General features: G+C 42.3%; 9 protein-coding genes (1 of these 9 cut by a window edge). 3 read left to right on the top strand and 6 right to left on the bottom strand.

Annotated features, from left to right (window positions below; genetic code table 11):
* The 3 genes from HMPREF9625_RS06325 to HMPREF9625_RS06320 all read right to left on the bottom strand — a co-directional run.
* Positions 1-5,199, bottom strand: partial view of a DUF7604 domain-containing protein gene (locus tag HMPREF9625_RS06325; RefSeq protein ID WP_242822658.1) — the 5' portion only. The gene continues 576 nt to the left of window position 1, outside the view; 5,199 of the gene's 5,775 nt are visible here — the first part of the coding sequence; its start codon is at positions 5,197-5,199; its stop codon lies beyond the left edge, outside the window.
* Positions 5,090-5,497, bottom strand: coding sequence for a hypothetical protein (locus tag HMPREF9625_RS11670; protein ID WP_242822657.1), 408 nt, complete (start codon positions 5,495-5,497; stop codon positions 5,090-5,092). Before HMPREF9625_RS11670 ends, HMPREF9625_RS06325 begins: the two co-directional genes overlap by 110 nt.
* Positions 5,498-5,727: 230 nt before the next feature.
* Positions 5,728-6,465 (bottom strand): cell wall-binding protein, encoded by a 738-nt coding sequence (locus HMPREF9625_RS06320; protein WP_009534744.1) that lies wholly within the window; start codon positions 6,463-6,465, stop codon positions 5,728-5,730.
* A 339-nt stretch (positions 6,466-6,804) separates the two neighbouring features.
* Between HMPREF9625_RS06320 and HMPREF9625_RS06315 the strand changes: the two genes are divergently transcribed.
* The 3 genes from HMPREF9625_RS06315 to HMPREF9625_RS06305 all read left to right on the top strand — a co-directional run bounded on the left by HMPREF9625_RS06315 (position 6,805) and on the right by HMPREF9625_RS06305 (position 10,252).
* Positions 6,805-7,812 (top strand): CPBP family intramembrane glutamic endopeptidase, encoded by a 1,008-nt coding sequence (locus HMPREF9625_RS06315; RefSeq protein ID WP_009534745.1) that lies wholly within the window; start codon positions 6,805-6,807, stop codon positions 7,810-7,812.
* Between the two features lie 420 nt (positions 7,813-8,232).
* Complete coding sequence (locus HMPREF9625_RS06310; protein WP_009534746.1) at positions 8,233-9,003, top strand: CAP domain-containing protein; 771 nt, start codon at positions 8,233-8,235, stop codon at positions 9,001-9,003.
* A gap of 475 nt (positions 9,004-9,478) precedes the next feature.
* Positions 9,479-10,252, top strand: coding sequence for a CAP domain-containing protein (locus tag HMPREF9625_RS06305; RefSeq protein ID WP_009534747.1), 774 nt, complete (start codon positions 9,479-9,481; stop codon positions 10,250-10,252).
* A gap of 49 nt (positions 10,253-10,301) precedes the next feature.
* Here the strand turns inward: HMPREF9625_RS06305 and HMPREF9625_RS11490 are convergent, their stop codons facing one another.
* The 3 genes from HMPREF9625_RS11490 to HMPREF9625_RS06295 form a co-directional block, all read right to left on the bottom strand.
* Positions 10,302-11,255 carry a WD40 repeat domain-containing protein gene (locus HMPREF9625_RS11490; RefSeq protein ID WP_009534748.1) on the bottom strand — a complete coding sequence of 318 codons (954 nt, stop codon included), beginning with the start codon at positions 11,253-11,255 and terminating at the stop codon, positions 10,302-10,304.
* Positions 11,224-13,293, bottom strand: a complete 2,070-nt coding sequence (locus HMPREF9625_RS06300) for a toll/interleukin-1 receptor domain-containing protein (RefSeq protein WP_009534749.1) — start codon at positions 13,291-13,293, stop codon at positions 11,224-11,226. Before HMPREF9625_RS06300 ends, HMPREF9625_RS11490 begins: the two co-directional genes overlap by 32 nt.
* Before the next feature lie 162 nt (positions 13,294-13,455).
* The gene (locus tag HMPREF9625_RS06295) at positions 13,456-15,516 is read right to left on the bottom strand and encodes a hypothetical protein (protein ID WP_009534750.1); all 2,061 of its coding nucleotides are present in this window, start codon (positions 15,514-15,516) and stop codon (positions 13,456-13,458) included.
* Between the last annotated feature and the right edge of the window lie 101 nt (positions 15,517-15,617).

Below are 15,617 nucleotides of genomic sequence, written 5' to 3'. Positions count from 1 at the left end.
TTCATAGACGTTCTTCACACCCAGCTCTTTGGTTTCATTTTCCGCCAAGGTAAGCGTTCCGACTTCGTAGGTTCTGCTTGCGTTTTTCGCTTTGGTAGTTGCAGCGATTTCCAAGTTTTTAAAGCGCAGGATTCGTCCTGAAATCGTCGCTTCCTCACCGGCAGCTGCCATAATTTCAGAAATTCTGTATTTTCTTCCCGGCACCAAGCCTGTGATAGTTAAAACATATTGCTTTTTACCGCCATGCACTGTCGCAGGGGGAACAATCGGAGTCAGATTCTTTCCCACTCCGCTTACTTTCGTACCGATATATTCCTCCGTAACAAGCGGACCATAATCCGTTTCCGTCTCCGACTTTGTCATGGTGAATTTTGTTATGCCGTTCACCGGCCGGAAATTCGTTGTGCCCGGAATCTCTTCTTCCAATTTGAAGGAACAGGATTTTAACAACTCAAGCTCCTCATCATCACTCTCCGTTCCCTTAAAACTTTTTATAATACGAATGGTACCCGGGTCTACTTGTACAACAGGTTTTTGATACTTCTCTTTCGGAGGCTCCTCTCTGGTATTTTTATCTTTAAATCGAACATACTTTAAGTAAGCCCCTTCATTCGAATAAAATCCTTCTTTTTCCGAAGAGGTGTGGAAATCCTCTTCCGGCACCTTATCATAAAGGTACCACTGGTCCGTTCTGATATCTCCTTCTTTTAAGCTGGAAGTTAGATCCGGCGTTCTGGTTCCGCTAATATTCTCTCCGTTTACATTATCAAGATATCCTATATCCTTTGTTCCGGCTATAGTCCAACGTTCACTATCTTTATCAAAATAATCCAGAACGTTTTTCTGATACTTTTCGTAGGCTGTCCTTGACGGTTTTACATTCACCGTCAAACGAATCTCATATCCCTTTGGAAAACTGAAATCTCCGGGTTTTGTCTTTAATTCGATTATCTTTCTGCCGGGGTCATAAGTCGCTTCTACTCCCTTAAAGCCCGAAAATCCCAGACTTCTACTGGTTGAATCGCTATCGTCAGGATTCTCCAGTTTTGATATCGGTTTCCCATCATCGTCTACCTTCCAGACCTCCGCTCTTAGCTTTGCAGCTTTATCGGCAGGATTCGCATTGTCGAAGTTTACTTCCACGTTCTCGCTAAGTTGATCCCAGATGTTTACGTCGCTGATACGAATCGGTGCAATCTTGGAACGAAGACCATTTTTTATGTCTGTTAAATCCGTGGTAGAACTGTTACTGGTTATTTTGATAACCGACTGCTCTATATCGCTACTTAGCGGTTGCTCATAGGGATGTCCGTTTTCAGCCCAGTATCGTTTTGCTCCAATCAAGTCTTCCAGATGGCTATAGTTTGCATCCGGTCCCAAACCGATGGCATAAAAGGCATCGATTTCATTTAATTCCGTTAATGCTCCACGAGCCTGTGTTAGTGCAACTTCTTCGAAACCTCGCCCACTCCCGTAGGAATAGCCGGCATAAGGCCCAAAATTAACATAAGACGTGTCCGGTTTCATGAAATAATTATAGTAGTTTAAGCTTTTATTTCTGCTTGGTCCAAGCTGCAAGCGGTCTACCACTTTTCCGGGAATCTGACCAGTCGCATGCCCACTAATATCTTCCGCTCTTCGTAAGAAATAGTTGGTATTGCCTCCGCCTTCGTATTTCGGAAAATAGGAAAAGTTCGGGTTATACGCTGTAACAAAAAGTACCACTCTTCTTGCATCCGATCTTGTCGCTTCACAGTCCGTTCCCACTACCGCGCCATTCTGAAAATCTTCCGCCGCTTTAATCCCTGCAGCATAGTTCAAGCCATGATGCTCATAGGCATTTGCCTGGTACTGCGCCTTTTTCTTCTCCTTCTCTATGCTGATAGAATCCAGCTCTTGCTTAAAAGCCGTGATATTCTTCGTAAAGCCGATGACTTTCTCCGCATCATTATATGCCGCATCCGATACGGAGAACTCCCCGCCATTGAGATTCAGATCTCTCTTTCCTCCCATCGTGACCAATGCAAATTGAGCATCGTAAGCCGGGTTTTTCGCAATATCATCCAGCAGGCTACCCAATATCAATTTTCCGTATCTGTGTTTTGTGCTTGCACTGTTATCATCTCTTGCATCATCGTAGGGGAATTCTTCCGAATCCGATACCGTGCGCATAAAATCCAAAGCCATATAGATCGACTTGTCATAAACCACGATGATATCCAGTTTGTTTTTCTCTCCGCCTGCCACACTCGGTCTCGCGGTTAATGTCAGATCATAGGAGCCGTCCGACTTCTTCGTAATGTACTTTTCCTTTTGCATCTCCATATCATACTTGGGATAGCTGTGAGTATGGGGTTTTGCGTTTAATTTGTAAAAAAGGTAATAATTTTCACTACATGCAGACCATATATCCGTCCAAAACGTTGTAGGGTTATTTATATATTGATTAGTATCATAATGCCACTGCCTAATCACTCTCTTCGTTGTCAGGTAAACAACCGGATCCGGCCAAATTACTCCCGTATTCCTATTGCCCTCTGTATTCATATTGGAAAGAGGTAAAGAACCCGGATAGACTACCGGACCGGCCACAGGTGAGACTCCGTCTGCTTGTCTCATATGGATGCTGTAGCCGGCAAAGGGGGCACACAAATACAATATATCATACGGAGATGCAACATGGTATGGATTGTAGTATTTATTCTGAAAGAGGGGACGCTCCGCCTTGAATTCTGACATATCTATATCCATGTTTGGTCCCATCTGCCTGAAGTCACCGTCTACAAAAAAGAATTTATAATTCTTATTGTTTGCTTTTCCGCTTGACCAAGTCAAGGAATAGGTAGAAAAACTTTTTACTTCAAATTCCCGGACAATAAATTCGCTGTTTTCCTTCTCTGTATTTCCACTTTCCGTCTGAGAGATATTTTCTTTCTCCGTCTCTGTTTTTTCAGCACTTTCCTCTCCTGATTCCGCTATTCCTTTTTCATTTTCCGGCTCTTCCGCAGAACTTTTCGCAGCCGAAAGAAGCTCCACATGGTCAATCTCTCCGTTTTCCTTCTCGACCAAGTGATGTATCGAGATATTCTCCTCGTTGACCTCTTCCGGAAGTGCCGTCTTTGCGATATAAAAACGCATGGAAACGGAGGAGGACGGTTCCACTTCCCGTCCTTCCTTATCTTCAAAATGAATATCCAAGGAGATGGACTGATCGTAGATGCCGTTGTTCTTTAAAGCTTCCACTTCCTTTTCTTGCAAAACATCTGAAGTTCTTGCCTTTTCTCCTTTTGCTGTTCCTGCCTCGCTTCCTTCTTCCGAAAGTGCTTCCTCTACCGTCGCTCCCTCTTCTGTAGATGCTTCTTCTACAATCGTTTTTTTTGCTTCAGATTCTTCTGCGACATTTTCTTCTGCGACAGTTTCTTCTTTTTCTTCTGTGGTCGCTTCACCCTCTTGTTCTTCTTTCACTTCCTCCGGTTTTTTAAGAAGGCTCGCCTTTAAGTCCACTTTCTCCGTAAAGTCATCTTTATCATAGAAGACCTCTACTGTACCGAAGCCTTCCACTTCTATGTTTTGGCTGATTCTTCCCAGCTCATTTAAGCTGTATTCTTGGAGCTTCACTGCCCGAAGTTCGGAAAAATATTCATCGGGGCCGTCCTTCATCTCCTTATACAGTGCTTTTATTCCGTCTTTATCCAAGCTTAAGCCGGATCCGGATGCTCGATTTTCGGCATCCTCTTCTTTCTCTTCTTCCCCGGCGGAATCCGCAGCATTTTCCGCTTTTCTGGGATTTCCGTCCTGTAGAAGCTGTCTACCCACTTTATTTCTGCCCGGTACACGAATCTTCGGATAGCTGTTCTCACTTACAAAGAGGTGGAAGGATAAATCATCATCGCCTTCATTTTCACATAGGAAATAAATCAGCTCCGTACCATTCAGCTGATACTCCGTTCTATCTTGCTTCTCCTTCTCTTCTCCCGCACTTGATTCCTCTGTTTCGCTTGATTCCTCCGTTGTTCCTTTTTTCGTCTCGCTTTCCGCTGTAGTTTCTTCCTTTTCTTTTCTTGTTTCTTCCTGCTGCGCAGTCTCAACAATCGTTTCCCGGATTTCCGCTCTGCTTTCCGTAAGTCCCGTTTCTCCGGAATTTCCCGCCTCATCTGCATTTCCTTCTTCGATAGAGCTTTTTCCGGATGCGGCTGAATCAGCTGCCGGATCCGACGAAGTCCCCTCTCCGGAAAGTGCTTCCGTATCCGTACCATAAGCGGAAAGCTCTTGGCTTTCTGCCTCTCTTAAGCCTTCTCCGGCAGATCTCATGTCCGCTGCAGGACCGACTTCCCCGGTCTCTGCGTTTTCCTTGGAAGATCCGACTTCCGAGCCCGGTCCTTCTATCCCCTCTCCATGAGGAAGATTTTCTTCGTTTTCTTGCGCTTGATTTTCCGTTTCTCCTCCGGGCTGAAACTCCTGCTTCGGAGCATTTTCTTCGCCGGACTCTGTGTTTTCCGGATAAATCCACTGTCCCGGACGCACTACCTCTGTCTGTTCTGTCTCTATCTCAGCTTGCAAGCCTTGACCCGGACCGGTAATACCGGCAGATTCCTTTTTTTCTTTTACTTCCTGTCCGGGCCCGCCTTCTCCACCGGGAGCAGCTTCCTCTCCGCTTACCGAAGACACATCTCGTCCTCTTACGCTTGCGAAATAAGACTCTCCTTTCACGGCAAGTAAGAGTCTTCCGAAGGCGGAGTCTCCGGAAAATAAGGCCACCGCATCCATACTGTCTTTTTCCGTATTTCCTCTTTGCTTCTTCGGATCCACTTCCACAAAGGCACGAACCTTTCCGCCAACAGCGGAAAGCTCATCCAATCCCTCCACTACCTGATCAAGCGGAAGCTCATATACTTCTCTCTCTTCGGAAAACAATTCTCTATATCGCGCCAAGAGCTCTTCGTTTCTACTATAGCTGAGCTCTCCATTTTCCGCACAAATTAACTTGCCCTCCCGGACTGCTTTTTCCGCGAGCTCTCGTACCGTTTCTCCCTCCAGATGGAGTTTTATTCGGTCTCCCCTGATTTCTACCGTATTTCCCTCCGGCGCATCATTTTCCCTTCCTATTCCCAGTAAGGAAATGCCTTTCACGCCCGAAAGGATTAAAGATAAGGCAAGGAAGATAGACAGCTTCTTCTTCCAGCCATCTCCCTTTCCCAATAGATTCTTCAGCTTCGCAAATTTTTCGTTTTTCATAATCAAATCCCTCTCCCCTACTCATAGGAAAAGCATTTTTATCTCTACCCTTAACCCCCTCCATGCTTAAAAATTCTCCCCTTCCTTGGCGCATGGGTTCTATAAAAACTTCGTAAAAAAACAATCCTTGCCTTTCTACTCCTATCATCCCTACAGGAATATCGTCTAAAGGATAAATTATTATAAGGTTGCGATAAATTGTTTTTCTCCTGTTTTTTTTAACAAAAAAGACACCCTGTGCATTGCACAAGGCATCCTCCATTCTTCATTATGCTGTTTTTAACCTATACATTACAAGGAGGACCGGCATCCCCATTTTCATAGAAAGCTTATGTAAAAATACGCAGAGAATAATGACTATCCCTGAAAGTAAGAGTATCTGATTCATCCTTCTTGCCCCGCTCCTTCCTTTGTCATGGCTTTATTCTACTGGAGGGCGAAGCTCATGACAAGTATTCGGAGGATTTCGTATTACATTTTTAGTTTATAATACTATTCATTTACCCAGTGCACATGAATCAGTCCGGTGCCATCTTCCGAATAACTCCAATTATCTGTCTCTTTACGGAACCAATCAATCATTGTCGATTCCAAGAAAGGTTGATCCATAGTGTAAGCGCCTTGTGGAATTCGGTAAGAAAAATCATTTCGTTCCGGGCCTAACGCACTGGAAAGAGCGTTAAAAAATTCCGTTTTGTAGTCTGGTGATACATATTCCCAACCTTTCACGACCTGTCCATCTACAGAGTATCCGTCGTCATACAGGGGATTCTTGAATTTGGCTCCCTCTACCGGAGGCGCCGGAACTTTCTCCAGATTCGTGTTCCCTCTATAAAACTTTCCTTCAAAAAACCAATCCTCATTAAGTAATCCCGTTTCATCCGTATAGCCGCCGATATAATTTTGATTTTTCAGCATTTTCCCTGACGCATCGAGATAGTACCACTGTTGTATAGTCTCTTCCCAAGCATAATCTTCTACTACGCCCCGAAGCGTTTTAGGTAAATTAATCCAGCCTGTATCAATGTAGCCGTTATCCTTAAAATGATACCACTCGCCGTCAATTTGCTTCCATCCGTTTGTAACACGGTTTCCGTTATCTTCCTTGTACCACCACTTCCAGCTTTCCGGCCCGTCAAAGACCCACTCTCCCGCAAAGGCAGGCAAAGCCATAGACAGGCAGAGTACTGTCGCAAAAAATAGTGCAGCCATCTTCTTTGTAAACTTCATTCCTTCTCCTCCTTCAAAGAGTCAATTTGGTAGGGTTCTGTTAGCTATATCGACCTTTAAACAAATAAATATTAAATTTTTATAATTCTTTTCAAAGTATTTATATAATTTAATCTTTTGGCTCGTAATTGTCTTTCAAAAAACACCGAAATGAATACTATCTTTTTTATTACCAAAATTTATTACGAAAGTGAAAGCGTATGTGTAAAGGAATGATTGTCACTTTCTAATTCTTCCGTTATAATTTTCCACGCAACAAAGAGAGGGGTATTCGTATTCCTTTTGCAATTTGTTTTGCATGATTTTGCATAATGATTAAAATAGATTGGAGAAAAAAAATTGGAAACAAATAGTTTTGAAAAGAAAAAAGGCTTAAACGTAAGAGCGATGTTTTTTTTATTTCTTCCCTTACTGATTCTCTTTCTTTATGATCGAATCGGGGATATCCTCATTAACTTGCTTAATCTGTTCCTTAATATAACTCACATAGAGATTGATTTGTGGGGGACCTACTCCGCTTTCTTGGATGCCTTTTTGGCTACTGTGCTCTCTATTCTCTGCTATATCTTCTACCGAAAGGTATTTCCCAAGAAAAAGGCGGAGCTTTCCATCCCGATATGGCAGGGGATCCTCTTCGCTATCGTAATCGGTCTCGGCGTTGGCGGCTTATCCGGTATCTGGCTTAGTATCGTGGATTTCCTTGCATCTCACTCCTCTTCTTTAGGGAATCAGCTCGAAAGCTTTTCGGGAATGTATGATGATTTGGAATCCGGCCCGTATATCTGGACTTTCCTTGCTATCGTGGCAATCGGCCCCTTAGTAGAGGAGATCCTGTTCCGCGGCATCATCTTCCGCAGCTTTGAAGAGGCCTCGGATGTTCCGTGGTTTGCTCTTCTCTTTTCAGGACTTATGTTCGGTATATGGCACGGCAGTTTTATTCAGGGTGTTTACACTGCAATGATGGGCATTATTTTAGGTTATTTTATGAAAAAATGCCGTTCTCTCCTCTTTGTTGTTCTGGCCCATGCGGTGAACAACATCGGCGGAACCTTCCCCCCGGCTCTGGATACGGACTTTAACAATATTCTATATAGCAATCTTACCTATATCTGCATCATCCCGATGTTCTGCATCCTATTTTATCTTCATCGTAAGGGAAAGAAAGAGGCGGAAAAGCTTGCAGTAGAAAGCAAAATAACAGAAGATACAGAGAAACTTAAAATAGCAAGCATAAAGACAGAAGATACAGAGAAACTTGCAATAGCAAGCATAAAAACAGAAGATCCAAAGAAACTTGCAACGGAAGATGAAAGTGTAAAAGATACGACAAGTTCAAGAACAGAATAAGCAATACATATAGTAAACGAGAAAGCGCACGCTTTTCGCACGATTCTCGTTATGAATTTCAAACACGCAGGACTGGCTCCTGCGTATTTTTTTGCTTTTATTTTTCTATTTTCCACAAGCAAATTTTTATTTTTTATTTTTAGTTTTATTATTTTACTTAAATCATCCTTAATTTTAATTCTTTTCTACGGTTTATATATATTTTGTACAGTTTTATATATTTTTATGGTATTTATATTGTTTGTTTTCTCTATTTAATATTGAATATTTAAATTTATAGTAACATAATTCACATATAGATTTATATTTTTAGATAATTTATGTCGATAATATACAAAACAGTTAAACATAAATTAAAATTATGATTCACCTTATCAAGAGCCACGCAAAGAAGAAAAACTTTTCGAAAGGAGAAATGGTATGAAAAAACACAGAACAAACCGTCACAACATTGGAGCAAACTGTAGTAAAGTATTTCTAGTAAAGAAATACAAGACAGCATATAAAACATTCATTCTCCTCTCCGCTTTTCTTTTTCTATCTGCCTTTCCGGCACTTGCTCGGGGCTGGGTAAGAGACACGGCAAGCTATCTTTGGAGCTATGACCTTGGAAATGGAAACTATTGTAAATCGACCTGGCAATGGATTGATGACAATAAAAGCGGTGTTGCAAAATGTTACCGCTTTGATCAGAACGGTTTCCTGCTTACAAACACGGTAACTGCTGACGGCTGCTCGGTAAACGAGAACGGGGAATGGACGGTCAACAACGTCGTGCAAACCAAAGCAATCAATGTAAATGCCGCTTCATCTCCGTCTGTAAGTCAAAGTCTACCTATTAAAAAAGAAGTTCTCGATAAGATCAATCAGTATCGCGTAGGATCCTCTTTAAGTTCCTTGGACGAAAAAGAGAGCTTGGACGCCATTGCAGAGGTCAGAGCGCAGGAATGCGCAGTCAGCTTCTCTCACACAAGGCCGCAGGGCGGATCCGTTTTAAACGAGAATGATGTATATGGGGAAATTCTTGCCTGCAATATGCACACTCCGGAGAAAACGGTTCAAGCCTGGGAAGACAGCCCAACACACAACCACGTCATGCTGGTCAAGGATTTTGAAAGCTTTGGTTCCGGATATTATGTAGACAGTGACGGAAACGATTATTGTGTAGTACTGTTTAGTTACTATGATTAAATAGAAGATTTACAAACGAGATACCGCACGCTTTGCGAGCGATACTCGTTATGAATTATAAGAGCGGTCTATTCATAAGCCTTTCTGTTGTTAGCTTTTCATTTATAAGCTTTTTAATAAAGGCTTCCTAAATACTGCCACTTCTAAAAAGACAGCTCATAGTGGAATCACTCTTCTTAATAGAGTAATCGAAAATGAAATGAATGGATAGACAATAAAAATAGATTGTTTTTGTATAAATATTACTAAAACAATCTATTTTTTAATATTATACTTATTTTTTAATAATATACAATTTCTGAATATTTTTTTAAGCATTTTTACCATTTTTTGTAATGGTTACAACGATTTACTTACTTTTTATTATATTTTTGCATAATAACATTCTGTTTATTTTTACAATTTTGTGAGTATTGCCTTTTTCACTTGATTTGGTTTGATAATTTGAAGTATGATGCCGCAAAGGAGGGCATCTATGCATTACATCACAACAAACAAGTACAAATTAACAGAATATCAGAATCAAAAAAATATAGTTTATGGCAAAGCGGAAGAGAAAAAGCCTCTTAAGATTCTAAAAACAACATTCCTTATCTTTATTCTATCTCTTATCTCCGCCATTCCGGCATTTGCCCTTGGATGGTCAAGGGGAATCTCCAGAAATGCATGGTGGTATGACCTTGGAAATGGCAACTACCATAAAGCTTCCTGGCAATGGCTGGACGGGAACAACGACGGCATCTCCGAGTGTTATCATTTTGATGACTACGGATGGATGGCGGAAAACACGATTACACCGGATGGCTATACCGTAAATCAAAGTGGAGCATGGACTGTAAACAATGTTGTACAGACCAAGTCCATCAATACAAGTAATACTTCTGTTAATGAGCAATATGAAAGAGAACTTCTTTCCCGCATCAACCAATATCGAGCTGCTCACGGTTTAAGCACTCTACAGGAAAGTGCAGGACTGAATCATCTTGCGAAAACAAGAGCCGGAGAATGTTCCGTTTTATTTTCTCACACACGTCCCCAGGGCGGTTCTATCACAAACGAAGCCGATGTATGCGGTGAAATCATTGCTTCAGGTCAGCGTACTCCGATGAAAACTGTTCAGGCATGGCAAAATAGCACAAGCCATAATCAGCTTATGCTACGTCCTGACTTTGTTCGATTCGGTGCAGGGTATTACCTTGACGCACGAGGCAATGACTATTGGGTGGTCTTGTTTAGTTTTTATAATTAGAAGTGGATATAGCCTTTAAAGAAAAGTGGACTGTAGAAAATCAAATTCTCTACTCCGCCGTTATACCGATCTGCTCTTTTTCTTTTTTCGTAAGGGTTCTTCCGGCGAGGATCTTGTTTATTTCTTCCTCCACCTGTTCTTTGCTCAGAATCTTATATACTGCGGAGCTCATATAATCCGCTTCCTGCGCATCCGGATTGTATTGCTTCGCATAATAACTTTGGTCGATGACAATGGTTTTTCCGTCCGGAGAAATATGACCGTTCACGTTATACTTTTTTATGGAGGGCGTGAAACTCATTTTCAGACGTCCGCTTGCAAAGTCCACCACATAGGCTTTTCTTTCCGTGTCATTATTTCGAATCATAAGAAGCAGTCCGGCGTTCTCGTTATACAAGTTGACGTCGTCAAAGCCTACCGGTGTCTGTGCACAGGCTTCATCCATCTCTATACTTGTAAGTCCACTTTTGCTACTCCAGTTAAATGCCGTATTGTTCTGTATGCCTTTGATGCGAATTTCCTCTCCGTTGCGCTCCAGATAGAGCGCCTCTCCGGGAATCTCCTCCACCGGCTTTCCTGTTTCCAAGTTAAAGAGGGAGATAATACCGGAGAAACGGTTCAGCGCCAGTATTTTGTTATCTTCCGACAGGAACATACTTTCCGCCGATTCATTGATCTCCGGATAGCTTTGCAGTTCACTTAAGTCCTCCGTATTGTAAACCTTCAGCCCCTCTTTCTCATCTAAAAGAAGGATTTCCTTTCCGTCATCTGAGAAATGGATGGCAGGAGAAATACTTTCCAATTCCACTTCTCTGTTCTCTTTCTTTTCCAGATCATAGAGCGCCAAAAACGGAACTCCGCTACTTCCTTTCTGCCAAATAGAGGCAAAGTACCGTCCGTCATTGGAAACAATATAGCTCTTCGTATTTTTCATAAGGCCAAAAGGAATAGTATTATCCAGTATGATTTTTTCACTCGTTTTTCCATTGTCCGCAGAAATCAAAAAAATCTCTTCCGTCAAAGAGAATCATCTTTGATGAATCGTTGGAGTTCGCTATGACCCTTGCATAAACCGGCTCTGCAGAGATTCTGGACTTTGTATCGATAATCTTGATTGTTCGGCTTTCATGCGAGTTGGCAATCAACTTACTTCCATCCTTCAGATACTTCAGTTCAGAGGGAGCAACTCCCCCATAATTCAAACCATCCTCAACAACAACCTTATCCTTCCAAATAGAGTATTTTCCATTTTCTCCGAAGGCAATGATGGTATTCGTCTCATAATTATAATTAAAATACTTCATATCCAGATTCTCAAAATAGACTTCATCCTGTATTTCACCGCTCTTTCCATCCAAGATAAATAATTTCGAGTAGGACTGCACCACCAGTTTCTCCCCATTCGGACTCTCTATAAAGGGCCTTACAGCAGTAGAACTGAAGTTTATATCCTTCTTAAAAAGAAGGCTTTTATCCGAAAGAGAGATTTTCCGTACATCCCAGTCGGTAAAAAGGAGCATGCTTTCTCCGTCTGCAGAATAGCTTGCCGTTTTGTAAGGCACACTATATTCAGCCTGCATGGCATCCACTTTCACCTCTCTTTCTATTACTTCCAAAATACTGCCGTCCTTCATGCTTCTTCTGGTAAGCTGATGATCATTGTTTTCACTTAAAGCAATCAGTACCTCACTTCCGTCTTTCTTGATATCTGCAAAACGGACCGATTCTGCGACCGTAAATTTACTTATCTCCTTCCAGTTCGTCGTATCAAAAACATAGAAGTCCGCCGTATTGCTGGTAAAGGAGACATAGAAAAACTGTGTTCCATCCTCAGAAAAACGAGTCAGCATCGGCACACCGGGGATTTCCAGTCGTGCTTTTTCCTCTCCCGTTTCCACATCATGGATGATAACACTACCGTCAAAAGATGCACTCACAAGGAGTTTGTCATCGTTGGAAAACACGAGCAGCTTCACCTGTTGGCTGTGCCCCGAAAACTCGCGCACAACTTCTCCATTTTCCACATCGGCAATTGCAGCCATATTGTTGTCCAAGCCATAGGCAATGTACTTGTCGTTATTGCTTAGCGCTATATAGGTCAGCTTGTTTCCGGTGGAAATCGAGGTCAAGGTCGATGCTCCTCCGTGATAGATTGCATCATTTAAAATGGAGCTTTCCTCTCCCGAAAGGCTCTCATAGGACTTCATGTTTTTACCTATAGACTTCATTGCTTCCTGCGCCACCAAAACCGACTTAAGATAATCCCCCTCTTTGGCAATGTCCTTCGAGGTCTTCATCAAGATGCGGGCATTGGACTGCACCGCTTCCTGTCTTGCCTGCTCCGCCTTTTGGTAGGCATTTGCCATAAATATACCGAAAAGCAGGAAAATGGCACCGGAAAGGGAGGAAATGGTCAGAATCAATCTTCCTCTTCTTTCCTTATCTCTTTGCTTCAGGTCACCGAAACTGCAAGAAAGCATCGCCGCAAGGATGCGATACTTTTCCGTTTTTAAGAGCTTAAGTGCCTGTTTCGTAAGCTCATGCAATTTTCCTTTGTTTTCATTTTGTAAGGTCTCATAGCCCGGAAAGTCCTTTTTCAGCACCTCTTCCGGTCGAATATCCGCCGCAAGCACATCTTGCAGGCTCTCATCCGCGCCTCTTTTCAGATCCTTTAATGGTGCAGAGAAGGATTCTTCCGGCTCTCCTTCAATAAGCACAGGAATAATCCTCTCATCTCCGTGGAGTGCTCTGAAGGTCCGCACCTCTTTCTCACACCACTCCGATAAAGGTGTCCTCTTGGAGCACAGCACGATAAGATAGTGACTTTCCTGCAAAGCCTCCTCGATAGAGGTACTCAAATCCTTAGCGGCCAGCTCTTCCCTGTCTCGAAAGACACGAAAACCGGTCTTTTTCCCGGTTTTATAGAGTTCCTTTGGCGGCTTAAAGCTTTCTATCATGCGGTGCAGCTCTTTTGCAATACTCTGGTCCGGCTCCACATGGCGATAACTGATAAAGGCGTCGTACTTATATTCTTTTTCCATCCTTAATACTCCTCTGCATCTTCCTCTTAATTCTGCTCTTCTATAGCTCTCTTCCTATTCCTCTTTATACTGCTTTTGGATAGTCCTCTTACTATTCCTCTTACTACTGTTTTGGGATAGTGATCTTCCTATTCCTCCTAATCCTGCTTTTGGATATCTCTCTTAGCGTTCCTCTTGAAACAGAGTGAATACGGAAAGCAGATCATATTCCGGGTGACAAATGTCGAATTTCTCCCCGATTACCATTGCCCAATCCTCAATCAGGCAAGGGTGTGTCTTTCTACTTTCATCCTTCTTTTCCCCGAAGCGAAAGCCCATAGCATAGTAACTGTTACACCATCTCTTGTGCTCCAGTCGGGAAAGGAAGTCCAGTACAGGATTTTCTTTTAGAAATGCTCGAAATTCCTTCTGAAAGGCTTCCTTGCTCTTTTTTTGCAAGTCTTGAAGACGGGCGAATTCTTCAAATTTTTCCTTTAGGTAAGTCCTCATCTCTTGACTGCTTTTTCCTTTTAAAACCGTTTTCAGGATTTCTTCTTTTATCGCAGCGTGAGATGCAGACTGTCTCGACGAATTCTTCTTCACATAGGAAAGCTCGTTCCAGCTTGTGCCCTCTCCCATTCCCGCTATAGAGGACGCCTGATTATAGGACTTGTTAAAGGCTTTCGCTCGCTTGTCCAGTTCTTCCCGGATAATGACCTCTCCCGTCATAATCTCCGATAGGTCTCCAAAACTTCGAATCTTCCCCTGATTTTGGGGCAGAAGCTTCGTTAAGTCCACGTTGGAGACATTGCGGATAATCTTCGGAACATTTTCAAAGTAACGATTGATGAGGTTTAAGGCCTTTAAGTTCTGAATCACATCCTGATGCATCAGGAAAATGAGCAGAGGCGCAGATTCTTCCCGGATGCTCTTTAGATATTGCCGCAGCTTCTCTTGCTGTTTCCATTCCTCTGTAGAGCTGCCAAGATCAAAGCAGTCTATTTCCAGCGCTCTTTTCAAACTTGTCATGGGAGCCATGCTCTGCATGTCCACTTTTTGCATATCCACTTTTTGTATATCCACTTCTTGGTTTGGATTTTGTATGTCCGGATTCCGACTTGCCACATCACCAATAAGCGTAAGTCTTGTATTTTTTCGCAGAGAAAGGGTCGCATCGTTAGCAAGCTGCTTTATCAGAGGGAGACTTAAGTCATTGATTCCGAAAAGTAAAATGTGCGGAGGGCGAATCGCTTCGTCCATATTTTCCACAGATATATCCTTGGCTTCCAACGTAACGGAAGGCATGGAAGAAGGGATGGTAGAGCTTACAGTATAGCTCGTAGCAGAACTTGTAGCAGGGCTTATATCAGATGCCTTATAAGAACTTATAGCAGGGCTTGTATCGGAACCGATATCCGAAAGTCCGGTCAGACTACGGAAAATGCTCTTTTTCACAAGCTCATCCTCCATAATCAGACGCACCGTCAGGTCTTTCTGATTAAAATGCAAACTATCCAGTTTCTTTAGACTTTCTTCTTTCTTTCTCTCTTCCTTAAGCAGTTCTTCCATATAGCCGGCCACCGTACCGGACTCACAGTGAACATAGGTGGAAATGGACTTTTTGGGTTTAATGCGCTGAATGACATTGGCATAGAGAGAGAAGTTCTCAAGGTCCGACTCTCCGCAGAAGAAAATGTACTTTGCTTTAGAAATATTCAGCGTAGAAAAAAGCTCCTTGATTTCATTTTTATCGCTTTTCTCAAAATCAAGCTGATAACACGCAATTCCCTTTTTCTCGTACTTATTCTTTAAACGTTCATCCAGAAAATCCTTTGTAACAAGAGATATCTTATAGTTTTTTTCTTTTTGTAAATTGCCGATTAGAAGCTCCCCCATCTCGCTGTTTCCAAAAAAGAGAACATGCTTTGCACTCAGGCGATTTACAAGTACATTTTTTACATGCAGTAAGACATTGGAAATCTGCGTAAAGATAAAGGCGGAGGTCAGGATCGGCGCCGCCCACTTTGCGAATTCATAGATGAAAGGAGTCTTCTCTTCCGGAGAAATCGGAGATACGAATAAGAATAGCTTAATCGTACCGTACAATACGGCAGAAAGAAGCTGCAAGGGGTCTTGAATTTTTGCGCTGTAATAGCCGAAAAGGCTCAATAATCCGAAAATAGTTGTTATGATGAACAAGAAAAGAATGAGTTTCTTCTTATAATAATTTTTGTTTTCCGTCATTTTCCGCTCCTGCTGTGTTTTAGTAAGGAATTTCCATCAAAGAAGAAGGTTCTGCCATAATAAAAGCTTCCTATCGAACTGCTAAGCCATCTAAAATAATG

This window comes from Oribacterium parvum ACB1 (assembly GCF_000238055.2).
GTDB lineage: Bacteria > Bacillota > Clostridia > Lachnospirales > Lachnospiraceae > Oribacterium > Oribacterium parvum.
The sequence above is the reverse complement of the archived record's forward strand: the minus strand, read 5'-3'. Positions and strand labels throughout refer to the sequence as shown.